Here is a 20602-nt window from a genome sequence, read left to right as displayed (position 1 = left end):
GGAGGGTACCAGGAATGGCGACGGTCAGTGGATCGGCAGCGGCGGGCCAGCGCGCGGAGCACTTCGACGTGCTCATCGTCGGCGCAGGCATCTCCGGCGTCGGCGGCGCCTACCACCTGCAGCAGCAGTGCCCCGGCAAGAGCTTCGTCGTGCTCGACTCGCTCGAGAGCTACGGCGGCACCTGGCTCACGCACACCTACCCGGGCATCCGCTCGGACAGCGACCTGTACACCTTCGGCTATCGCTTCAAGCCCTGGACGACCGCTCCGGTGGCGACGGCCGACGAGATCCTGAAGTACATGGGCGAGGTGATCGACGAGAACGACCTCGCCAAGCACATCCGCTACCGGCACAAGATCACGACGGCGAAGTGGTCGAGCCAGGACAAGCTCTGGACCGTCGACGCCACGCGCCTCGACACCGGAGAGCAGCTGCGCTTCACCACGAACTTCCTCTGGATGTGCCAGGGCTACTACCACCACGACAAGGGCTACACGCCGGAGTGGAAGGACATGGAGCTCTACAAGGGCACGCTGATCCACGCCCAGAACTGGCGGAAGGATGTGGACTACCGGAACAAGAAGGTGCTGGTGATCGGGTCCGGGGCGACCACGGCCACGGTGGTGCCCGCGATCGCGGCCGACACGGAGCACACGATGGTGCTGCAGCGCTCTCCGACCTACTTCTACCCGGCGCCCAACAAGAACGAGGTCGCCGACATGCTGCGCGAGCTCGACATCGACGAGAGCTGGATCCACGAGATCGTGCGCCGGAAGATCCTGCACGACCAGCAGGTGATGACGAAGCTCTGCATCGACTTCCCCGACCTGGCGACGGAGCAGCTGCTCGCCGGCGTGCGCGCGTACCTGCCCGAGGAGGAGGTCAAGGCCAACTTCACGCCGAAGTACCGGCCCTGGCAGCAGCGCCTGGCGTTCGTGCCCGACGGCGACCTGTTCAAGGGCATCCTGGCCGGCAAGGCCTCGGTGATCACCGACGAGGTCGACCGCTTCACCGAGAAGGGCGTGCTGACGCAGTCGGGCAAGGAGATCCAGGCCGACATCATCATCGCGGCCACCGGCTTCAACATCTGCGTGCTGGGCGACATCGCGTTCAGCGTCGACGGCAAGCCGATCGACCTGCACGACTCGGTGACCTACCGCGGGATGATGTTCACCGGGATGCCGAACCTGCTCTGGATCTTCGGCTACTTCCGCGCCAGCTGGACGCTCCGCGTGGACCTGCTCTCCGACTTCGTCTGCCGGCTGCTGAGCCACCTGGAAAAGAAGGGCAAGAAGCAGGTCGAGGTCACGCTCCGGCCCGAGGACAAGGACATGCCGATCTCCGGCTGGATCGACCCGAACAACTTCAATCCCGGCTACCTGATGCGCGCCATGCACCTGCTGCCGCGGCGCGGCGACAAGCCCGAGTGGCAGCACACGCAGGACTACTGGACGGAGAAGGTCGCGATCCCCGCCATCGACCTCGACGGCAAGGAGTTCATCTACCGCTGAGCGAGAGCCCGAGCCTCAGTCCTGGAGGGCAGCCATCGCGAGGTCGGGATGGCCGTCCGCGACGCGGTTCTCCTCCAGGGCCGAGGCCGGCGGCAGGCGCAGATCCCAGACCAGTCCGACGTAGCTCAAGGCCTTCAACACGTAGTAGGAGATGTCGATCTCCCACCAGTAGAAGCCCATGTTCGCGGAGCCCTGGTAGTGGTGGTGGTTGTTGTGCCACCCCTCGCCGAAGGTGAGCAGGGCCATGATCAGCGAGTTGCGGCTCGTGTCGGTGAGCGCGTAGCGACGGCGCCCGAACATGTGCGTCACGGAGTTGATCAGGAACGTCGAGTGGTAGGTCAGCACGGTCGAGCCGAAGAAGCCGATCCAGAGCGCGCTCCAGCCACCCAGCGCAAAGCAGATCGCGCCGAGCACGATCGGCGGAACGTAGTGATACGTGTCCAGGAAGCGCAGCTCGGGGTAGCGCGCGAAGTCGCGGATCGCGCCGTACTCCGTGTCGTTGTAGCGGTCGCAGGTGATCCAGCCGATGTGGCTCCACCAGAAGCCCTTCATGGGCGAGTGGATGTCCTCGGGCTGATCCGAGAAGCGATGGTGGTGCCGGTGATGGGCCGCCCACCAGAGCGCGCCCTTCTGCGCCGCGATGCCTCCGCCGAAGGCGAGCAGGAATTGCATCGCACGGCTGGTCTTGAAGGCGCGGTGCGAGAAGTAGCGGTGGTAGCCCGCGGTGACGAAGAACATCTTCAGCGCGAAGAGCACGCCGCAGAGCGCAACGTCGAAGCTCGTGACGCCGGTCCAGATGGCGGCGAGCGGGAGCAGGTGCACCAGGATGAACGGGGTGCTGCGCACCCAGTTCACGCGCTCGTCCGGCGCTCGGTCGTACCGCGTAAGCAGCGAATTCAGCATGGTCGCACTTTGTTTTCGGGGGTAGGCGCGACTCAGGTTGTTGCGTCGGGGGCGCCCGTTCAAGCGGGGGCGCGGCTTCTCGACACAACTATGACAATCCGCACTTCCGGCCGGCGGCTAGCGCGCGGCGAGCGGTACTCCGCAGTGCGGGCACTGCTTCGGCGAGAGGCTCCGTCCCAGGTACCGGCCGCACGCCGGGCAGCGCCAGACCAGCCAGGAGCAGCCCACGCCTGACAGGACCAGCACGACCGCGCCGAGCGCGATCGTGATCACGGCGTTCACACCGATGTCGGGGACGAACGGCGAGCCCATGATCACCAGCGCCACCGCGCCGGCCAGCGGCACCAGGCAGGCCACCTGGTAGCGCTGCTTCCGGATGAGGGGGGCCCTGAACTCCGCCTTCTGCTTCTCGGAGTACCTGCTGCGCCCGAACGCCACGAGGCTGGCTTCGGTCAGCGCTTGGGCGCGGCTTCGCGCTGCGCCAGGTAGCGCTCGCGGTTCTTCGGCGTGGCGCCGGGGTGCTTCACCTCGCCGGGGCCGATGCTGCGCGTGAGCGAGGCGAACTCGAGCAGGATGCCGTCCGGGTCCTTGAAGTAGATCGAGCGGATCCACACGCCCGGGTGCATCTTCTTGGCGACCTGAGTCTCGGACTCGTCGTGATCGACGAGCTCGGTGACCGCGATCCCCTTGGCGACGAGCTTCGCGCGGTACTCCTCGATCTTCTCGGGCGCCACGTCGAACGCGACGTGGTTCATCGAGCCGTGCGCGGTCACCAGTCCCCGGTCGCCCGGCGCGGCGATGCCCGGCGCCGCGGGCGGGGAGTCCGGGAACCAGAAGAACGCGAGCAGGTTCCCGTTTCCGATGTCGAAGAAGAAGTGCTGGCCCATTCCGCCCGGCAGATCGAGCGTCTTGATCAGCGGGATGCCGAGCACGTTGGTGTAGAAGTCGACCGTCCGCGCCATGTCCTTGCAGACCAGCGCCAGGTGGTTGATCCCGCGCAGCTCGAACTCCTTGTTCTCGAATGCCATCGTGCGGCCTCCTTCTCGATCAGCCTACCACGGTCGCGCGCAGCAGCTCCGGGCGACGGGCGGCGACCATGCGCCGGAAGCCGTCGCGCCAGGGCACCTGCGTCGGCCCGATCAGCTCGTGCATTCGCGTGGTGTCGATGCAGGTGCTCTCGATCGTCCGGCGCGTCGGGGCAAAGACGGGCTCGAGCCCGGTCAGCTCTCCCAGCCACGCACACCAGTCCTCGATGCTCACGGCCTCGCTGCCGCCCCAGTTCACGATCGTCGCAGGCACCGACGCGACCGCGAGCAGTCGCGGCAGGCTGGCGAGCAGGTCGTCCTCGTGGATCGGATTGAACAGGCTCGGGGCGTTCTCGTGCACGGCGATCGGCTTTCCCGCGCGCATCAGCTCCAGGTGGACTGCCGGCCAGCCGCCCGCATCGCCGTAGGGCACGTTCAGGCGCGCGATCAGCGTCGGCAGCCCGAGCTGCCGCGCGGAGAAGCGGGCGACTCCTTCCGCCGCGATCTTGCAGATGCTGTAGGTCGGCAGGAAGCCGAACGCCGCGTGGTTGTCGCCGAGCGGCGAGGTCTCGCGCAAGCGCTCGTGGCCGTTCGGCGCGTAGACCGCCGTCGACGAGCAGTGCAGGAACGCGCGCGCGCTCCGGCAGTGGTGCATGAGGAACCCGGTGCCTTCCGCGTTCGCCGCGAGGTCGCGGTCCCAGTCGTGGGTCTTCGCGACCGAGAAGTTGAGCGCGTAGCTGAAGTCGTCCGGCAGCTTCGCGAGATCGCCGCTGGCGAGATCCGCTGCCACGCAGCGCACCCCGGCCGCCTCGAGCCGCGAGCGGGCGCGCGCGTCGCCGAAGCGCGCGACGCCCCAGACCTCGTTCTCGCGCGCGAGCGCGACTGCGAGCGGCCCGCCGACCTGACCCGTCGGACCGGCCACCAGGATCTTCTCGCCTCGCAACATCGTCTCCTCCGTCAGTCCGTGCCGAGCCGGTCCAACACGTCTGCTTCCTCGAGCCCGAAGCGCGCGAGCTCGTACTCGTGCGCGCCGTGCTCTCCCTGCGGATGGGCCGCGACGTGCTCGCGCATTGCGCGTTCGACCCCGGCGGAGAAGTCGAGGCCGAAGTGCGCGTGGATCTGCCGCGCGGTCCGGAGCGGATCGGCGACGAAGTCTCCGTAGGCCACGTCGAAGAAGTGCTCCGACGGGGCGCGAGCTCGCTGCGCGAGCGCCCGCGCCTGGCTCGCTTCGAGGTACTCGAGCACGCGCGGCCCCAGATCGGAGAGAGGCGCGAAGTGCCGCGACTCGAGCAGCGACTCGAGCATGCTGCAGTACGACGCCACGCACTCGCGCGGGTCGCGGTGCGTGAAGACGATGCACGCGTCCGGGATCTGCTCGAGCAGCACGTCGATCGCCCAGAGATGCGCGGGCGATTTGAGCAGCCAGCGCGCTCCGGGGCGCTGCAGCTGCAGCATGCGCAGCAGATCCAGGTAGTAGCGGTAGGCCGGGCGCAGATCCTGCTGCCTGAACCACGAGGCGTACGGCTCGACCAGCACCTCGATCCCCATCTGCACGTCGCAGAACGCGTGCGCGAGCAGGAGCACGCACTCCTCCGGAGTGTCGGCGCTGGCGAAGTGGATCTTCGCGAAGCCGCCGTCGCGCTCGCGCATGCGCTCGTAGGCGCCCTTCACCGCCAGGTAGCGCGGATCGGGAGCGCCGGGCGGGTGACCGGGAAGCGGATCGGGAAAGAATCCCTCCCAGAGCAGAAGCGGGCGGGCGTTCGGATCGCAGCCGAGAAGATTGAAGAGCGCAGAGGTGCCGGTGCGCGGCAGCCCGGTCAGGTACAGCGGCCGGCGGATCTTCTGCTCGCGGATCTGGGGCGAGGTCCGCAAAGCCTGCTCGACGCGGAGCCGCGTGCCGAGCAGCTGCACCACGCGGCGGAAGGCGAGCTTCCGGCCCAGCTCGTCGAGCCCCGCGCCGCGATCGTAGGTCTCGAGCAGAATGCGCAGTCCGGGGCGGAAGGACGGATCGCCGAAGTCCGAGAGCCCGGTGGCGGCGCGCGCGGCGTCGAGCACCGCCTCCTCGGTGAGCGCGAATTCACTCACCGCGCAGCTCGGCCCGCCGGACCAACCGCGTCTGCGGCTCCGGGAATTCAGCAGCGCCGACCCAGCGCCAGCACATCGTCCCCTGCGCGTGTCCGCAGGTGTCGAGCCAGTTCTCGACGCCCGGATCCGAGTGCGCGACCACCACCCGCACGGAGCCGTCCGCGCGCAGCTTCGCCGTGAACGGGTTCAGGTGGATTCGGTCGTAGCGGTAGTCGAGTGACTCGAGCCAGTGATTGGCGAGCTGGAAGTTCCAGTAGTCGCACTTCGGCGGGGTCGCCTCGATCACGAGCGCCTCGTCCGGCGCGAGCTTCCAGTAGCTGTGGAAGTAGGCGATGTTCGGATCCCCACCGGCGCGAAGCGCCTTCTCGGGGTCGAAGCGCGGCAGGCGGTTCGCGTGCTTCTGGAAATCGCCCGCCCAGCCCGCGAAAAGCCTCGCGCAGCCGTGCACGAACGCCGCGGCGCCTGCGAGCGAGCGCTCGAGCTGCGCGGGGCTGAACCGGCGCGGCCGGTGCGGCCCGTCGACGCGCTCGATCCGGATCTGCGCGGGGACCTCGCGCGCGTGGTCGAGCCGGGTCTGGCGGACGATCAGCATCCGGCTCTCCGGCTCCATGCGCAGCCAGTTCCCGGGCTGGGGCTCCGCGCTCACGGCGATCTCGAAGCTTCCGTCGCCGCGGAGCTCGAGATCCCGGCCCTCGAGGTAGCCGGTGGTCTGCAGCGAGCCGGTCGAGCCGTAGCCGCCCTTCTGCGTGCCGAAGCCCAAGTAGTGCACGGTGCCGCGAACGCCGGTGATGCGATAGCGGCAGCTGCCGTGGATCGGCGCGCTCTGGTAGATGTTGTCCGGATTGTCGAGGCCCATCTTGATCGTCTCGTGCGCGGTCCGGCGCAGCTCCGGCGCCTGCGGATCGGAGGCCTCGACGAGTGTCTCGAACGCGGCGCGCGTGAGCCGGGTCAGATAGCGGAAACCCTCGGCGCGGGTGAGCGGGTCCGCGGGCGCGGCGTCGTCGAGCACGACCGCGCCGGCGGACTTCAGCGCGTCGCAGAAATCGCTCCAGGCGCGGCCGTCGACGATCCGCTGCTCCGACCCGTCCGCGTCGCCCATGGCCGCGCCCTCCGTGTGCACCAGCCTACCGCAGACGCGCGCGAATCGGCTCCGCCTTTGCGCGGAGGCCCGGGACCGGCAAAGCTCGCAGCCGTGAAGCCCTTCGAAGCGCTGCGGATCCTCGAGATCGCGGGCTCGCCGGCCGGCGCCTTCGCGGCCCGGCTCTTCTCCGACTGCGGAGCGGACGCGACCCGTCTCGAGCGGCCGGGCAGGCGCTGCGAGCGCGCGGCGTTCGAGCGAGCGCTCGGGCGCTGCGACGTCGTGATCGAGAGCGAAGCGCCCGGGCCGCTGTCGCCGCTCTCGGATACGATCGAGCTTCCGGCGCTGATTCGCGTGCGCATCTCGCCGTTCGGCTCGAGCGGCCCCTACGCGCGCTTCCTCTCCAACGAGTTCACCGACGACGCAATCAGCGGCCACACGTGGCTCGCCGGCGAGCGCGGGCGCGAGCCGTTGGCCCGGCCCGGTCGGATTTCTCAGCACCAGGCCGGCGCACAAGCGTTCATCGGCGCGCTGGCGGCTCTTCGCGTCCGCGAGCGCACCGGGCGCGGCCAGATCGTCGAGGTGAGTCACTTCGAGGGCCTGGTCGGAATGCACCAGCACACCCACGCGATGTGGTCGCACGGGCGGCACGTGCTCGAGCGCGAGGGGAACCGGCAGCCGGGCTTGCCCCACCCGGTCGGGATCTACCCGTGCCGGGACGGTTTCGTGCAGCTCGCGCTGCCCTCGCAGCCGATGCGCGACGCGTTCCTCGCCGCCGCGGGAATGCCGGAGCTCGTGCTCGACCCGCGCTTCGCCGATGACCTCTCGATCGCGCGGAACAAGGCTGCGTTCGACGCCGCGATCGCGCCGTGGCTCGCAGCGCGAGCCGCGGAGGAGATCGCGAGCATCGTCCAGTCGGCCGGCGGCGCGTGCGGTCCCGTGCCCCCGCTGCTCGCGCTGCTGGGCGACCCCCAGCTCCGCGCGCGCGGCTTCTGGCGCGAGGACGGCAGCGCCCGAGCGCTTCGCCGGCCACGGAGCCCCTTCCCGCTCGGCGAGCGCGAGAGCGCGGGACCGTCCGTGCCAGAGCCCGCAGCCGCGCCGCCCGCGTGCGTGTCGAGCGCGGGTCCGCTCGCCGGACTGCGCGTGCTGGACCTGTCGCGAGTCTGGGCCGGGCCCTTCGCTTCGCGCCTGCTCGGCGATCTCGGCGCGGACGTGATCCTGGTCGAGGCGCCGCACGCCCGCGGGGTCGGTGCGCTCGCTCCAGAGCTCGCTCGGCTCACGCACCTGTATCCCGACGACGAGCCGGGCGAGCGGCCGTGGAATCGCAACGGTGGATTCAACGAGCTGGCGCGCAACCGGCGCGGAGTCACTCTGGACCTGAGACGCGCCGAGGCGAAGCGCGTCTTCGAGCGGCTCGTGAGACACGCCGACGTCGTGATCGAGAACTTCGCCCCGGGGGTGATGGCCGGCCTGGGGCTGGGCTTCGAGCGGCTGCGCCAGATCGACCCCGCGATCGTGCACGTCTCGATCTCCGGGTACGGAAGCACCGGACCGCACAGCAGCCGCAAGGCGTTCGGGCCGACCATCGAGGCGGGCAGCGGATTCTCGCTCTCGATGGGTCATGCCGATTCCGGCCCGATCCGCTCCGGTGTCGCCTGGCCGGATCCCGTGTCGGGGCTGGTCGCCGTCGCCGGAGCGCTGGTCGCGCTCCACGAACGCGACGCGCGGCCGGATCGGCCCGGGCGACACGTCGACGTGTCGATGCTCGAGGCGAGCCTCTACTTCACGAGCGATCTGCTTCTGGAGGCGCAGCTCCGCGGCGCCAGCCCCGCCCGCGCCGGAAACCGCAGCCCGCAGCGTGCGCCGCAGGGCTGCTACCCGTGCGCGGGTCGCGATCGCTGGATCGCGATCAGCGTCGAGAGCGACGCCGAGTGGGCCGCGCTCTGCCGCTGCGCCGGGCTTGGCGCGGAGCTGGCGGCGCTCGGACTGGCGGCGCGACGCGACCGCCACGACGAGATCGACGCCGCGATCTCGGCCTGGACCCGGAGCTCGGACCCGATCGCGCTCATGAACCTGCTGCAGAGCGCCGGAGTCACCGCGGCGGCGCTCGCCGACGCCCGCGATCTCGCGCGGGATCCTCAGCTCGCCTCGCGCGGATTCTGGGTCGCGCTCGAGCATCCCGAGACGGGCCTGCGCTACGCCCCCGGCTGCGCGATCCGCCTCTCCGAGACTCCCGCCAGCTACCGGAGGCCGGCGCCGTGCCTGGGGCAGCACGACGCCGAGGTGATGCGCGAGCTCGAGGAGCTGGATCAGTAACCCTTGAAGTCCGGCTTGCGCTTCTCGACGAACGACGAGGTTCCCTCTCGCGCGTCGCGCGTCGCGGCGGTGAGCGTCGCGACCACCGCCTCGTAGTCGAGCATCTCCTCGAGGCTCGAGGTGAGGGACTTGTGGATCACGCGCCGCGCGAGATCGATCGCGACGCTCGGGCCACGCGCGAGCCTGCGCGCGTACTCCATCGCGGCCGGGAGCGCCTGCCCTTCCGGCACCAGCTCGTCGATCAGGCCCATCGACTGCGATGTCTTCGCGTCGTAGACGTCGCCCGTCGCGACCATCATGAGCGCGTTCGAAACACCCGCAATCCGCGGCAGGAAGTAGCTGAGCCCGCAGTCGGGGCTGAAGCCGAGCCGCACGAAGATCGCCGATGTTCGCGCCGTCGTGTCGGCGAAGCGGCGATCGCAGGCCAGCGCGTAGGCCAGCCCCGCGCCCACCGCGGGGCCCGCGATCGCCGCGATCACGGGCTTCTCCACTTCGACGATCATCCTCGTCACGTCCGCGAACGTGCCGGCCGGCGTCTTGCGCTGGTAGCGCGGCATCGGCTGGTTCGGGTCCGAGAGCCCGGGCAGCGGTCGATCGCCCGATCCGCTCAGGAACTCCGCGTCGCCGCCGGAGCAGAACGCGCGGCCGGCGCCGGTGAGCACCACAGCGCGGACCTCGTCGCGCTGCCGGATCTCGCGAAACAGCTGCGCCACGTCTCCGGCCATGTCCCAGGTGACCGCGTTCAGGCGATCGGGCCGGTTCAGCGTGACCACGCCTACGCCGTCGGCTAGCTCGAAGAGGACGTGATCTCGCTTCGTCATGGCTTCCCTCGTGATTCGCGGTCCGTCGCGCCGATCGCGTGCAGCGCGGCGACGTAGCCGAACGTGCAGGCCGGGCCCAGCGTCGCGCCCGCGCCAGGGTACGTGCGGCCCATGACCGATGCCGAGCAGTTCCCGATCGCGTACAGGCCCGCGATCGGCGCGCCGGTGCGGTCTAGAACCCGCGCGTGCGCGTCGGTCGAGAGCCCTCCCTTGGTGCCGAGCTCGCCGGGATGCGCGACCAGCGCGTAGAACGGCGGTGTCTCGAGCGGCGCGAGACACGGGTTCGGTGTCACCTCGGCGTCGCCGTAGTAGCGGTCGTACTCCGTCTCTCCGCGGTGGAAGTCCAGATCTTTTCCGGTCCGCGCGTAGGCGTTCACCTTCTCGACCGTGGCCACCAGTCGCGCCGGGTCCAGGCCGAGCTGGGTCGCCAGTCCCGAGATCGTGTCGGCCTTGCGCAGGTACCCCTGCGTGAGCCGCTTCGGCAGCATCCTGTCCGGCTGCTGCGCGCCCGGCAGCAGCGGGCCGCACGGGTACTTCTTGCGGAAGGTCGCGTCGAAGATCAGGTACGCTGGGATGCAGGGCGAGTTCGCGCCGTGCTTCTGGTACATCGCGTTCACGACGTCGGTGTAGGGCGCGGCCTCGTTCACGAAGCGCTCGCCGCTTCCGTTCACCAGGATGCTTCCGGGCAGCGACTTCTCGATCACGAGCAGCCGCGCGCGCGCCTCGCCCGGAACCAGCGTGGTCGGCGTCCACCACGCCTCGTCCATCAGATCCTTGGCCGCGCCGATGCCCTCGCCCATCCGCAGCGCGTCCCCGGTGTTGTTCGGATTCGCGCAGGACCACTCGGCGCTCGTCGGCGCGGGCAGATACTGCTCGCGCAGCGCCGGATCGGCCTCGAACCCGCCCGCGGCCATCACGACGCCGCGCAGCGCCCGGATCCGGACGGCGCGTCCGCCGCGCTCCGCGCGCACGCCGACGACGCGGCCGCCCTCGCGCAGCAGCTCGCGCGCCGGAGTTTCGAGCCAGAGCGGGATCTCGCGGTCGAGAAGCGACGCGCGAAGCATCCCGACCAGGGCGTTTCCCATCGCCAGGTTCCGGTCGCGCCTGGACTTGAGGCGCCAGGGCAGATCGAGCGCGTAGCGCGACACGAGCTTCAGGGTGAGCGCGATCCAGCCCGGCGATCGCGTCAGCAGCGCGCGAGCTTCGGGGATCGTCATGAAGATCCGGCTCATGATCAGCATCTGCGGGCTCTGATCGCGCATGCGCAGCAGCTCGTCGCCGAGAATCGAGGCGTTCCAGCTCGCCGGCTCGATCGACCGGCCGCCGGGCTTGCTGCCCGGAACGCGCGGGTAGTAGTCGGCGTACTCGGGCAGCGCCACCATGCGCAGCCGCGTGCGCTCGCACAGGAAGCGGACCATCTCCGGGCCCTTCTCGAGGTACGCCCGGATCCGATCGTCACCGACACTTCCGCGTGTCAGCTCGCGAAGGTAGGTCCAGGCCTCCTCCGGGGTGTCCGGAACGCCGGCGGGGCCCATCAGGTGGTTGTTCGGGATCCAGAAGCCCCCACCCGACATCGCGGACGATCCGCCGTACCGGTCGGACTTCTCGATCAGGAGCGTCCGCGCGCCGTGATCGTGGGCGGTGAGCGCCGCCGTCATCGCGCCGGCCCCGGAGCCGATCACCAGCACGTCGACCGTCTCGTCCCAGGCCGCGTCGTCCATCGACTCAGCTCCTCTTTCCGCGCAGCAGGAAGCGCGTGACGCCGAGCACGTCCTCGCGGAAGGCCTCGAGCCGCGCGGCGCTCGGCGGCTTGCCGCGATTTCGCCGCTGCAGGAGCGGGTCGCCGGTCACGAACCAGACCGTCGCGCCGGCCAGGATGCTGACGAGGTGCGCGGGAGTCACCTTGCGCACGGCGCCCTCCTTCTGGCCCTGCTCGATCCCCTGCAGGACCATCGCGTACATCGGGTCGACGAGGCGACGCACGCCCGGGCGCAGCTCGCCCGCCGAGTCGGCCACCTCGCGCATGAAGAGCCGGGCCAGCGTCGGCCGCTCGCCGGCGTAGCGGATCCAGGCGTCGACCATCGCCTCGATCCGCGCGGCATGGGAATCGTCGCTCTCGAGCGCTTCACGGATGCGCTGCAGGAGCGGCGTGAAGGCCGACTCCAGCACGCCCTCGTAGAGCGTCTGCTTGTCGCGGAAGTGGTAGATCACCGCGGCGCGCGTGATTCCGATCCGCTCGGCGATGTCCTCCAGCCGTGCGGGCGCGAATCCGCGCGCTGCGAACTCCTGCTCGGCGGCCGCGAGAATCTGCTCGCGCATTCCCTCGCCCGCCTGGGCCGCCCGCCTGGGGCTCGCGGGTTGGCTCGCCGCCATGTCCCGCTATCTTACTCGGGAGTCAGGCACTGTCAACCGGATTTCTCGACGCTGGCCCCCATGCGATCGAACTCCCAGAACGCGCGCAACGAGACGATCTTCCCCGCCGCATCCACGCGGTACACGAACACGCCCTCGGTGCGGAAACGCGAGCCGTCGGGGAGCGTGGTGCTGATCTTCGCGACGTTGGCGACCTCGTCGCCGCAGGCGTACGAGTCGCGGAGCTCGAACTTCACACGGACCGGCGCGATCGTGCGGTCCCAGAACGCGCCGATCTCCTGCTTGCCCCGGTGCCCGCTTCCCTGCGGGTCGAGCGGCGAGCGCCCGACCGGATCCTCGACGATCGCATCGTCCGCGAAGAGCTCGAGCCACTGCTGCTTCGCGTTCTCCGGGCGTGTCTCTACGATGTGTACCGACCGGCGCGACGCCGTTCTCGCGGGATTCTCACTCACGTCCTTCCACCTTCATTGCATTGCAGCCTATACTACCGCGCGCGCTGGAGCGCCCCTCGCCGAAAACTGAGAGACCGGATGGCCAGGCAGGACAAGCGCATGAGCGAGGCCGACGTCGTGGCCCGGCTTCGCGACGGCATGACCATCGGCATCGGTGGCTGGGGCTCGCGACGCAAGCCGATGTCGCTGGTCCGCGCGATCCTGCGCTCGCAGCTGCGCGACCTGACGATCGTCTCCTACGGCGGCCCGGACGTCGGGCTGCTCTGCGCCTCCGGAAAGGCGAGGCGCGTGGTCTACGGCTTCGTCTCGCTGGACTCCATTCCGCTCGAGCCGCACTTCCGGCGGGCGCGCGAAGAGGGGCGCATCGAGGCGGTCGAGTACGACGAGGGCATGCTGCAGTGGGGCCTGTACGCCGCGTCGCTTCGCCTGCCCTTCCTGCCCACGCGCGCGGGTCTCGGCTCGGACGTGCTCACGATCAACCCGCACCTCTCGCTCGTGCGGTCACCGTACGCGGACGGCGAGGAGCTGGTGGCCATGCCCGCGATCGAGCTCGATGCGGCGCTGATCCACATGAACCGCGCCGACGCGCGCGGCAACGGCCAGTATCTCGGTCCCGACCTGTACTTCGACGACCTGTTCTGCGGCGCGGCGCGCGAGCGCTTCATGAGCTGCGAGCGGATCGTCGAGAGCGGCGAGCTGCTGCGCGAGGGGACGTTCCACACGCTCCGCATCAACCGCTCGATGATCGACGGCGTGGTCGAGGCGCCCAACGGCGCGCACTTCACCGAATGTCCGCCCGACTACGGGCGCGACGAGGCCTTCCAGCGCGAGTACGCGGCCACCGCGCGTGATCCCGGCCAGTGGGAGACGTTCAAGAAGACGTATCTGGAGCTTCCCGACGAAGCGGCCTATCAGCGCGCGGTGCGCGCGCGATGACGGGCGCAACCCGCGCCGAGATCTGCGCCGTCGCGATCGCAGAGACCTTCCGCGGCGATGGCGAGACACTCGTGAGTCCGATCGGGACGTTGCCGAGCATCGGCGCGCGGCTGGCGCGGCTCACGTTCGAGCCGGACCTGCTGCTCACCGACGGAGTCGCCATGCTGCTGGCCAGCGTTCCGCCGCTTGGCGGCGAGCCGCACGAGCCGCCGGTGGTCGAGGGCTGGCTGCCCTATCGCAGCGTCTTCGACACGCTCTGGGCCGGGCGTCGCCACGTCATGATGGGCGCGACGCAGGTCGATCGCTTCGGCAACCAGAACATCGCCTGCATCGGCCCGTTCGCGCGGCCGAAGGCGCAGCTGCTCGGCATGCGTGGCGCGCCGGGGAATACGCTGAACCACCCGACCAGCTACTGGGTGCCCAACCACGGCCCGCGCGTCTTCGTCGAGAAGGTCGACGTGGTCTCGGGCGTCGGCTACGACCGCGCGGCCCGGCTCGGCGAGCGCGCCCGCCGCTTCCACGAGATTCGCCGCGTCGTCTCGAATCTGGGCGTGTTCGACTTCGCGACGTCGAGCCGGACCATGCGGCTCGCGTCGGTCCACCCGGGCGTCTCCGTCGCACAGGTCGTCGAGAGCACGGGCTTCGCACTCGAGATCGCGCGCGACGTGCCCGAGACGCGATCGCCGACCGACCTCGAGCTCGAGATTCTGCGCACGCGGCTCGACCCGCTCGGAGCCGGCCAGAAGGAACTCGGGGGCTAGCCCGGCGATGGCCTCACCACTCGATACCGAGCTGTGTTCGATCCTGGGGATCCGCCATCCGATCCTGCAGACCGCGATGGGCTGGATCGCCACGCCGGAGCTCGTGGCCGCGAGCTCGAACGCGGGCGCGATGGGATTCCTCGCCACCGCGAACCTGCGGCCCGACGAGGTGGACCGGGAGATCGATCGCGTGAAGCAGCTCACCGATCGCCCGTTCGGCGTGAACCTGCTGATGGAGGCGCCCGGAGCGGAGCAGATCGTCGACGCGATGATCGGCCAGCGCGTTCGCGCGGCGAGCTACAGCCGCGCGCCGAATCCCGACTTCATCAAGCGCTTCAAGCAGGCCGGGATCCTCTGCATTCCCACCTGCGGCGCGGTGCGACACGCGCAGAAGGCCGTCCAGCTCGGCGCCGACGTGATCGTGATCCAGGGCGGCGAGGGCGGCGGCCACACCGGAAGCGTCCCTACGTCGATCCTGGTCTCGCAGGTCGTCGACGCCGTCGACCGGCCGGTCGTCGCCGCGGGCGGCTTCCACGACGGACGCGGGCTCGTCGCTGCGCTGGCCTTCGGGGCGGTCGGGATCGCGATGGGCACGCGCTTCCTGCTGACCCGAGAGAGCCCGGTTCCCGCGGCCACCGCCGAGCGCTACTTCCAGGCGGGCGTGGACGACCTGATCGTGACCACGCGAATCGACGGGATGAGCCACCGCGTGATCGTGAACGAGCTGGTTCGCGAGCTCGAAGCGAGCAGCCGCGCGGCGCTGCTGCTGCGCGCGCTGCGCAGCGCTCTCGCCTACCGCAGGCTCTCCGGCGCATCGATCCCGGAGCTCCTGCGCGCTGCGTTCGCGCTGCGTCGCAGCGAGAAGCTCTCGCGCGCCGAGACCCTGATGGCGGCGAACTCCCCGATCCTGATCCAGGCCGCGATGGTCGAGGGGCGGCCGGCCGAGGGCGTCCTGCCCAGCGGCACGGTGGCCGGCGTGATCTCGGATCGGCCGAGCTGCGCGGAGCTGGTCGAGCGCATCATGCGCGAGGCCGAGCAGACGCTCGAGTCACTCCAACGATGAGGATTGCGCGATGACGCTTGCGCTCGAGATCCGAGACGGCGTGGCCGAGCTCCTGCTCGACCATCCGCCCGTGAACGCACTGGATAGCGCGGGCTGGTCGAAACTGGCCGAGACGCTCGCGTCGCTGGGACGCGGCGGCGAGGCGCGCGCGGTGGTGCTCGGCGCGAAGGGCCGCGGCTTCTGCGCCGGCGTCGACATCAAGGAGCTCGCCGCGGACTCGAGCCGGATCACGCGCGTGAACCGCGCCTGCTTCGACGCGTTCGCGGCCGTGCACGACTGCCCGGTCCCGGTGATCGCCGCCTGCCACGGATTCGTGTTGGGCGGCGGCATCGGCCTGGTCGGCTCGTGCGACATCATCGTGGCCTCGCACGACGCGAGCTTCGGGCTGCCCGAGATCGATCGCGGGGCGCTGGGCGCCGCGTCGCACCTGATGCGGATGTTCCCGATCCAGAAGGTGCGCAAGATGCTCTTCACCGGCGAGCCGATCCCCGCCGCCGAGGCGTATCGTCTGGGCGCGATCGAGGCGCTGGTCGACCGGGACGAGCTCCTGCCGCGGGCGCGCGCCATCGCGGCGTCGATCGCCGCGAAGAGCCCGCGCGCGATCCGCCTCGCGAAGGAGTGCATGAACGGGATCGAGCTGCTCGACGTGAAGACCAGCTACCGCTTCGAGCAGGGCTTCACGCTGGAGCTGTACACCTCGCCCGACTCTCAGGAGGCGCGCGACGCCTTCGTCGAGAAGCGCGGAGCGAAGTTCCAGGAAACCAAGTAAGCGGAGGGGACCGAGATGCCGGAGGCCTACATCATCGACGCGCTACGCAGCCCGACGGGGCGGCGCGGCGGAGGGCTCGCGCGGGTGCACCCCGCGGACCTCGGCGCGCACGTGCTCGCGGCGATCGTCGAGCGAAGCGGAATCGACCCGTCGATCGTCGAGGACGTGGTCTTCGGCTGCGTCGACACGATCGGCCCGCAGGCGGGGGACATCGCGCGCACCTGCTGGCTCGCGGCCGGACTTCCCGACGAGGTTCCGGGAACGACCGTCGACCGCCAGTGCGGATCGTCGCAGCAGGCGGTCCACTTCGCCGCGCAGGCCGTGATGAGCGGCACCAGCGACGTCGTGATCGCCGGCGGCGTGCAGAACATGAGTCTGATCCCGATCTCGTCGGCGATGACCGTCGCCGAGCCGCTCGGGTTCAAGGACCCGTTCTCCACCTCGAAGGGCTGGGTCTCGCGCTACGGCACGCAGGAGGTCTCGCAGTTCCGCTCGGCCGAGATGATCGCCGAGAAGTGGAGCTGCTCGCGGCGCGAGATGGAGGAGTTCGCGCTGCGCAGCCACGAGCGCGCGATCCGCGCGATCGACGAGGGGCGCTTCGCTCGCGAGATCGTGCCGCTGGAAGGCGTCACGACCGACGAGACGCCGCGGCGCGGCACCTCGCTCGAGAAGATGGCGGCGCTCGCGCCGCTCCAGGCAGGCGGCCGACTCACGGCGGCGGTCTCGAGCCAGATCTGCGACGCGTCGAGCGCGCTGCTGATCGCGTCCGAACGCGCGGTGAAGCAGCACGGCCTCACGCCGCGCGCGCGGATCCACCATCTGTCGGTGCGCGGCGCGGATCCGATCTGGATGCTCACGGCGCCGATCCCGGCCACGGCGCACGCGCTGGAACGCAGCGGCATGAAGCTCGACCAGATCGACCTGGTCGAGATCAACGAGGCGTTCGCGCCGGTCGTGCTCGCGTGGCTGAAAGAGACCGGCGCCGACCCCGAGCGCGTGAACGTGAACGGCGGCGCGATCGCGCTGGGCCACCCGCTCGGCGCGACCGGCGCAAAGCTGATGACGACGCTGCTGCACGAGCTCGAGCGGACCGGCGGGCGCTACGGGCTGCAGACGATGTGCGAGGGCGGCGGCCAGGCGAACGTGACGATCATCGAGCGGCTGTCCTAGGCCGGCGGCGGAGCGCGGAGATGCCGGGGATCTGCGACGACCGGGTGGTGATCGTGACCGGCGCGGGGCGCGGGATCGGCCGCGCCCACGCGCTCGAGTTCGCGCGCCAGGGCGCGCGCGTGATCGTGAACGACGTCGGCGCCGAGCTCGACGGGAGCGGCGGCTCGGACGGTCCCGTCGGCGAGGTGCTCGCCTCGATCCGCGCCGCCGGCGGAGTCGCGATCGCAAACGCCGAGGACGTCGCGGACTGGGACGGCGCGGGTCGCCTGGTCGGCGAGGCGCTCCGCGAATGGGGCCGGCTCGACGTCGTGGTCAACAACGCCGGCATCCTGCGCGATCGCATGTTCGCGAGCGGCTCCCCCGAGGAGTGGGACGCGGTCATGCGCGTGCACCTGCGCGGTCACTTCTGCACCTCGCGCCACGCGGCGGCCCACTGGCGCGAGCAGAGCAAGGCGGGCCAGCGCGTGGACGCGCGGATCATCAATACCAGCTCGGGCGCGGGACTTCTCGGCAGCGTCGGCCAGAGCGCCTACTCGGCCGCGAAGGCGGGGATCGCCGCGCTCACCCTGGTGCAGGCCGCCGAGCTCGCGCGCTACGGCGTGACCGCGAACGCGATCGCGCCGGCCGCGCGCACGCGCATGACCGAGGCGGTCTTCGCGCAGACCATGGCCAAGCCCGAGCCGGGCCGCTTCGACGCGATGGCGCCGGAGAACGTCGCGCCGCTGGTGGTCTGGCTGGGAAGCGCCGAGTCACACGCAGTCACCGGACGCGTCTTCGAGGTCGAGGGCGGGAAGATCTCTCTCGCCGACGGCTGGCGACACGGCCCGGGCGTGGACAAGGGCTCGCGCTGGGAGCCCGACGAGATCGGCGCCGCGGTCGCGGAGATCCTGGCCAAGGCCGCCGCGCCCGAGCCGGTGTACGGAGCCTGACTCCGGCGTGTGCCGTGGCTACGCGCGCTGCGAGCTCACGGCGACGACCTCGCCGGTCATGTACGACGCGTAGTCGCTGGCCAGGAACACCATCACGTTCGCCACCTCCCAGGGCGCGGCCGCGCGCTGGAAGGCTTCTCGACTCTCCAGCTCCGCGAGCTCGGCCTCGGGCATCGTCTTGGACAGAAAGCGGTGCATCGCCAGGCTCGGCGAGACCGCGTTCACGCGCACGCCCGCCTCCGCCGCCTCGATCGCGGCGCAACGCGTGAGCGCCATGACGCCCGCCTTCGCCGCCGCGTAGTGCGCCTGCCCGGCCTGCGCGCGCCAGCCGAGCACCGAGGCGTTGTTCACGATCGCGCCGCTGCGCCGCTCGAGCATGTGCGGGAGCACCGCGCGCATCATGCGGAAGGTTCCGTTCAGCGTGACGTCGAGCACGCGGCTCCACTCCTCGTCGCGCATCTCGACGATCCGCGCCGTCCCGCCCAGGCCCGCGTTGTTGATCAGCACGTCGATCCGGCCCAGCTCGGCGATCGCGGCGTCCACGAGCGCCCGGACCTCCGGCTCGCGCGTGACGTCACAGAGCCGTGTGGGCGGCCGCGTTCCCAGCTCTCGCTCCAGCTCGTCGGCCGCCTCGCGCAGACGCCGCTCGTGGATGTCGCTGATCATCACGCGCGCGCCCTCTTCCGCGCAGCGGCGCGCGGCGGCGAAGCCGATTCCGGCGCCCGCGGCCGCAGTGACCAGCACGGTCTTGCCGGCCAGGAGATTGCGGCCCGGGGGGTAAGGGGGAAGCTCGCGGCTCATCGTCGCCGAGATGGTATCGGATCGCGGCTGCGGCGTGCGGCGTCGATCGCGAGGGGCCCCGCTCGTGGTATATGAGAGGTCTTCGGGAGGAGGCGGAAGGTGAACGAGGACAACCGGCCGGTATTGGTGGGAACGGCTCAGCTCGTGGTTCGGGACGCGGATCCGCGCGAGGCGCCCGAGCCCCTCGCGATGCTCCTGCAGATGGCGCGTGATGCCGCGCAGAACGCGGGGACCGGTGACCGGGCGTTGCGCGGGATCGACAGCGTGGGGCTGGTCGACGTGGCCGGATGGCTGGCGCCGAACGGCGGCCGGTTCCTCGCCGAGCAGCTCGGCGCGACCAGTCGCTGCGAGCTCGCTTCCGGGCTCGGCGGCGAGGCCCCGCTCACGATGGTGAACCGGCTCGCGCGTCGGATCGCGAGCGGCGAGTCGCGGATCGCGCTCGCGGTCGGCTGCAACAACATGCACACGCTGAAGCGCGCCCGGCAGCGGCAGGTCAAGCTCGACTGGAAGATCGGCGGATCGGGCCAGGCCGAGGTGATCGCCGAGCCGTCGCTGGGGAACAACCCGCTCGAGCAGCAGCACGGTCTCGACATGCCGGTCCAGAACTACCCGGTGCTCGAGAACGCGCTCCGCGCGCGCCTCGGGCTCTCGCTCGAGAAGCACCGCGAGCGGCTGGGCCGGCTGTTCGCCCCGTTCACGGAGACCGCGGCGAAGAACCCCTACGCCTGGTTTCCGGTGCGCCGCAGCGCCGCCGAGCTCGTCACGCCGACGGCGGAGAACCGCATGATCGCGTTCCCGTACACGAAGTACCTGAACGCCGTGCTCGAGACCGATCAGGCCGCCGGCGTCCTGCTGATGTCGGCGGGCGCCGCGCGCGAGCTCGGGATCGCCGAGGACCGCTGGCTCTACTGGTGGGGCGGCGCCTACACCAAGGAGCGTGCCTGGTTCGTGAGCGAGCGCCCGGATCTCTCGCGGGCTCCGGCCATGGCCGAGTGCGCGCGACGGACGCTGGGAAGCGCGAACGTGACGATCGACGACATCGACCGGATCGACTTCTACAGCTGCTTCCCGGTCGCGGTGCAGTCGGCCGCGGAGTCGTACGGGGTCGCGGACGGCGACCCGCGCGCGCTCACCGTGACCGGTGGCCTGCCCTACGCGGGCGGGCCCGCGAACAACTACACGCTGCACTCGCTCGCCGCGATGGCGGATCTGCTGCGCAGTCACCCGGGCGAGAAGGGTCTGGTCACGGGCAACGGCTGGTATCTGACCAAGCACTCGGGCTGTGTCTGGTCGACCGAGCGCCCGACCGGCGACGGCGTGGACCCGGGCCCGAACGCCGCAGATCCGCTTCCCGCTCCGCTCCCGGTCGTCGTGGCGTCTCGCGGGACAGGGCGCATCGAGGGCTACACGGTGGTGTACGACCGCGAGGGCGCGCCGGCGCGCGGGATCGTGATCGGGAGGACCGACGAGGACCAGCGCTTCATCGCGAACACGCCCGCCGACCGGGCGCTTCTGGAGCGCTTCGTCGCGGGCGAGCAGGTCGGGCGCAAGGGACGGCTCTCGCGCGACGGGGAGCTCGGCCGCTTCGAGCCCGAGTGAGAGCCGAGAG

Annotated in this window: 20 protein-coding genes; 9 read left to right on the top strand and 11 right to left on the bottom strand. The window is 70.6% G+C overall.

Annotated elements, in window-relative coordinates:
• Positions 1 to 14 precede the first annotated feature (14 nt).
• On the top strand, positions 15 to 1511 hold the full coding sequence (locus tag FJ108_03135) for an NAD(P)/FAD-dependent oxidoreductase (GenBank protein ID MBM4334893.1): 1497 nt from the start codon (positions 15 to 17) through the stop codon (positions 1509 to 1511).
• Positions 1512 to 1526: 15 nt separating this feature from the next.
• Here FJ108_03135 and FJ108_03130 read toward each other — a convergent pair whose 3' ends face one another.
• The 6 genes from FJ108_03130 to FJ108_03105 all read right to left on the bottom strand — a co-directional run bounded on the left by FJ108_03130 (position 1527) and on the right by FJ108_03105 (position 6623).
• Positions 1527 to 2414: an acyl-CoA desaturase gene (locus tag FJ108_03130; GenBank protein ID MBM4334892.1), complete on the bottom strand. Its 888-nt coding sequence runs from the start codon at positions 2412 to 2414 to the stop codon at positions 1527 to 1529.
• A 117-nt stretch (positions 2415 to 2531) separates the two neighbouring features.
• Positions 2532 to 2852, bottom strand: coding sequence for a hypothetical protein (locus tag FJ108_03125; protein ID MBM4334891.1), 321 nt, complete (start codon positions 2850 to 2852; stop codon positions 2532 to 2534).
• A 14-nt stretch (positions 2853 to 2866) separates the two neighbouring features.
• Positions 2867 to 3442, bottom strand: a complete 576-nt coding sequence (locus FJ108_03120; GenBank protein MBM4334890.1) for a VOC family protein — start codon at positions 3440 to 3442, stop codon at positions 2867 to 2869.
• Positions 3443 to 3461: 19 nt separating this feature from the next.
• Positions 3462 to 4382, bottom strand: a complete 921-nt coding sequence (locus FJ108_03115; protein ID MBM4334889.1) for an NAD(P)-dependent oxidoreductase — start codon at positions 4380 to 4382, stop codon at positions 3462 to 3464.
• Between the two features lie 14 nt (positions 4383 to 4396).
• Positions 4397 to 5524 (bottom strand): sulfotransferase, encoded by a 1128-nt coding sequence (locus FJ108_03110; GenBank protein ID MBM4334888.1) that lies wholly within the window; start codon positions 5522 to 5524, stop codon positions 4397 to 4399.
• Complete coding sequence (locus FJ108_03105; GenBank protein MBM4334887.1) at positions 5517 to 6623, bottom strand: DUF1214 domain-containing protein; 1107 nt, start codon at positions 6621 to 6623, stop codon at positions 5517 to 5519. Before FJ108_03105 ends, FJ108_03110 begins: the two co-directional genes overlap by 8 nt.
• Here FJ108_03105 and FJ108_03100 point away from each other — a divergent pair.
• Positions 6393 to 8918: a CoA transferase gene (locus FJ108_03100; protein ID MBM4334886.1), complete on the top strand. Its 2526-nt coding sequence runs from the start codon at positions 6393 to 6395 to the stop codon at positions 8916 to 8918. The genes FJ108_03105 and FJ108_03100 overlap by 231 nt on opposite strands.
• Here FJ108_03100 and FJ108_03095 read toward each other — a convergent pair.
• From FJ108_03095 to FJ108_03080, 4 genes are read right to left on the bottom strand one after another with little or no spacing between them, the layout of a single operon-like run.
• Positions 8912 to 9739, bottom strand: coding sequence for a 2-(1,2-epoxy-1,2-dihydrophenyl)acetyl-CoA isomerase (locus FJ108_03095; protein ID MBM4334885.1), 828 nt, complete (start codon positions 9737 to 9739; stop codon positions 8912 to 8914). The genes FJ108_03100 and FJ108_03095 overlap by 7 nt on opposite strands.
• Positions 9736 to 11460: an FAD-binding protein gene (locus FJ108_03090; protein MBM4334884.1), complete on the bottom strand. Its 1725-nt coding sequence runs from the start codon at positions 11458 to 11460 to the stop codon at positions 9736 to 9738. The genes FJ108_03095 and FJ108_03090 overlap by 4 nt, the downstream gene beginning before the upstream one ends.
• A 4-nt stretch (positions 11461 to 11464) precedes the next feature.
• Positions 11465 to 12112: a DUF1956 domain-containing protein gene (locus FJ108_03085; protein MBM4334883.1), complete on the bottom strand. Its 648-nt coding sequence runs from the start codon at positions 12110 to 12112 to the stop codon at positions 11465 to 11467.
• A gap of 32 nt (positions 12113 to 12144) precedes the next feature.
• On the bottom strand, positions 12145 to 12564 hold the full coding sequence (locus FJ108_03080) for a nuclear transport factor 2 family protein (protein MBM4334882.1): 420 nt from the start codon (positions 12562 to 12564) through the stop codon (positions 12145 to 12147).
• 99 nt (positions 12565 to 12663) lie between these two features.
• Between FJ108_03080 and FJ108_03075 the strand changes: the two genes are divergently transcribed.
• Genes FJ108_03075 through FJ108_03050 form a run of 6 tightly spaced genes read left to right on the top strand, consistent with a single transcriptional unit; the run spans position 12664 to position 18192 of the window.
• Positions 12664 to 13500, top strand: a complete 837-nt coding sequence (locus tag FJ108_03075; GenBank protein ID MBM4334881.1) for a CoA transferase subunit A — start codon at positions 12664 to 12666, stop codon at positions 13498 to 13500.
• Complete coding sequence (locus FJ108_03070; GenBank protein MBM4334880.1) at positions 13497 to 14261, top strand: CoA-transferase; 765 nt, start codon at positions 13497 to 13499, stop codon at positions 14259 to 14261. Before FJ108_03075 ends, FJ108_03070 begins: the two co-directional genes overlap by 4 nt.
• A gap of 7 nt (positions 14262 to 14268) precedes the next feature.
• Positions 14269 to 15324 (top strand): nitronate monooxygenase, encoded by a 1056-nt coding sequence (locus tag FJ108_03065; GenBank protein MBM4334879.1) that lies wholly within the window; start codon positions 14269 to 14271, stop codon positions 15322 to 15324.
• A 10-nt stretch (positions 15325 to 15334) separates the two neighbouring features.
• Complete coding sequence (locus FJ108_03060) at positions 15335 to 16093, top strand: enoyl-CoA hydratase family protein (GenBank protein MBM4334878.1); 759 nt, start codon at positions 15335 to 15337, stop codon at positions 16091 to 16093.
• A gap of 15 nt (positions 16094 to 16108) precedes the next feature.
• Entirely contained in the window at positions 16109 to 17263 is a 1155-nt protein-coding gene (locus tag FJ108_03055; protein ID MBM4334877.1) for an acetyl-CoA C-acetyltransferase, read from the top strand.
• Between the two features lie 20 nt (positions 17264 to 17283).
• Positions 17284 to 18192, top strand: coding sequence for an SDR family oxidoreductase (locus FJ108_03050; protein MBM4334876.1), 909 nt, complete (start codon positions 17284 to 17286; stop codon positions 18190 to 18192).
• An 18-nt stretch (positions 18193 to 18210) separates the two neighbouring features.
• On the opposite strand, the gene FJ108_03045 is transcribed toward FJ108_03050, so the two are convergent.
• Complete coding sequence (locus FJ108_03045) at positions 18211 to 18993, bottom strand: SDR family oxidoreductase (GenBank protein MBM4334875.1); 783 nt, start codon at positions 18991 to 18993, stop codon at positions 18211 to 18213.
• A 99-nt stretch (positions 18994 to 19092) separates the two neighbouring features.
• Here FJ108_03045 and FJ108_03040 point away from each other — a divergent pair, with 99 nt between their 5' ends.
• Entirely contained in the window at positions 19093 to 20592 is a 1500-nt protein-coding gene (locus FJ108_03040) for an acetyl-CoA acetyltransferase (protein MBM4334874.1), read from the top strand.
• Positions 20593 to 20602 lie beyond the last annotated feature (10 nt).

It is taken from the genome of Deltaproteobacteria bacterium, from assembly GCA_016875225.1.
Taxonomy (GTDB): Bacteria; Myxococcota_A; UBA9160; order SZUA-336; family SZUA-336; genus VGRW01.
This window is presented reverse-complemented; position numbering and strand designations above follow the sequence as displayed.

Bases quoted from the DNA above. Each gene is read 5' to 3' on its own strand.
- FJ108_03045 (MBM4334875.1), bottom strand. From the start codon at position 18,993: ATGAGCCGCGAGCTTCCCCCTTACCCCCCGGGCCGCAATCTCCTGGCC.
- FJ108_03075 (MBM4334881.1), top strand. From the start codon at position 12,664: ATGAGCGAGGCCGACGTCGTGGCCCGGCTTCGCGACGGCATGACCATC.
- FJ108_03090 (MBM4334884.1), bottom strand. From the start codon at position 11,460: ATGGACGACGCGGCCTGGGACGAGACGGTCGACGTGCTGGTGATCGGC.
- FJ108_03050 (MBM4334876.1), top strand. From the start codon at position 17,284: ATGCCGGGGATCTGCGACGACCGGGTGGTGATCGTGACCGGCGCGGGG.
- FJ108_03120 (MBM4334890.1), bottom strand. From the start codon at position 3,442: ATGGCATTCGAGAACAAGGAGTTCGAGCTGCGCGGGATCAACCACCTG.
- FJ108_03060 (MBM4334878.1), top strand. From the start codon at position 15,335: ATGACGCTTGCGCTCGAGATCCGAGACGGCGTGGCCGAGCTCCTGCTC.
- FJ108_03065 (MBM4334879.1), top strand. From the start codon at position 14,269: ATGGCCTCACCACTCGATACCGAGCTGTGTTCGATCCTGGGGATCCGC.
- FJ108_03055 (MBM4334877.1), top strand. From the start codon at position 16,109: ATGCCGGAGGCCTACATCATCGACGCGCTACGCAGCCCGACGGGGCGG.
- FJ108_03105 (MBM4334887.1), bottom strand. From the start codon at position 6,623: ATGGGCGACGCGGACGGGTCGGAGCAGCGGATCGTCGACGGCCGCGCC.
- FJ108_03135 (MBM4334893.1), top strand. From the start codon at position 15: ATGGCGACGGTCAGTGGATCGGCAGCGGCGGGCCAGCGCGCGGAGCAC.
- FJ108_03070 (MBM4334880.1), top strand. From the start codon at position 13,497: ATGACGGGCGCAACCCGCGCCGAGATCTGCGCCGTCGCGATCGCAGAG.
- FJ108_03095 (MBM4334885.1), bottom strand. From the start codon at position 9,739: ATGACGAAGCGAGATCACGTCCTCTTCGAGCTAGCCGACGGCGTAGGC.
- FJ108_03085 (MBM4334883.1), bottom strand. From the start codon at position 12,112: ATGGCGGCGAGCCAACCCGCGAGCCCCAGGCGGGCGGCCCAGGCGGGC.
- FJ108_03130 (MBM4334892.1), bottom strand. From the start codon at position 2,414: ATGCTGAATTCGCTGCTTACGCGGTACGACCGAGCGCCGGACGAGCGC.